The organism is Bartonella sp. MF74HXZ, assembly GCF_042194445.1.
GTDB lineage: Bacteria > Pseudomonadota > Alphaproteobacteria > Rhizobiales > Rhizobiaceae > Bartonella > Bartonella grahamii.
This window is the reverse complement of the sequence record NZ_JBHIMW010000027.1, coordinates 1-352: the sequence shown is the minus strand read 5'-3', so window position 1 is coordinate 352 and position 352 is coordinate 1. Positions and strand designations below refer to the sequence as shown.

Genomic DNA, 352 nt, shown 5'->3' with positions numbered 1-352 from the left:
AATGCCCCCCTTGACTGAGGATATCCCCACCATGCACATGCAATTGGTGATTTGCCGCAATCCGCCCTGAATTGATAATCGTTGAATTGCTCGTATTCTGGCTGGTGATATTGACATCATCGCCCATGATCAAAGCCCCAGCAGAAACAAAGGAGGCTCTGTCTTTTTCAGGGATGTAAAGCACCGGTGCGTAAACATCCATGCCCTTGACCTGTTGGCGCACATAAATCACCATCGGGACTTCTAGGGACGCCAATTGTTCTTCACTCAAAGCCTCACCAAAAGGGAGATTGTGGGCTTTTGCATAGTCTGCCCCGACATCCAGCAAAGTTTTGACTTGTTCAATGGCATC

General features: G+C 48.6%; 1 pseudogene. It reads right to left on the bottom strand.

Features of this window, described 5'->3' with window-relative positions:
- A pseudogene (locus tag ACFIJ8_RS08435) lies at positions 1–352 on the bottom strand (hypothetical protein); the annotation flags it as partial.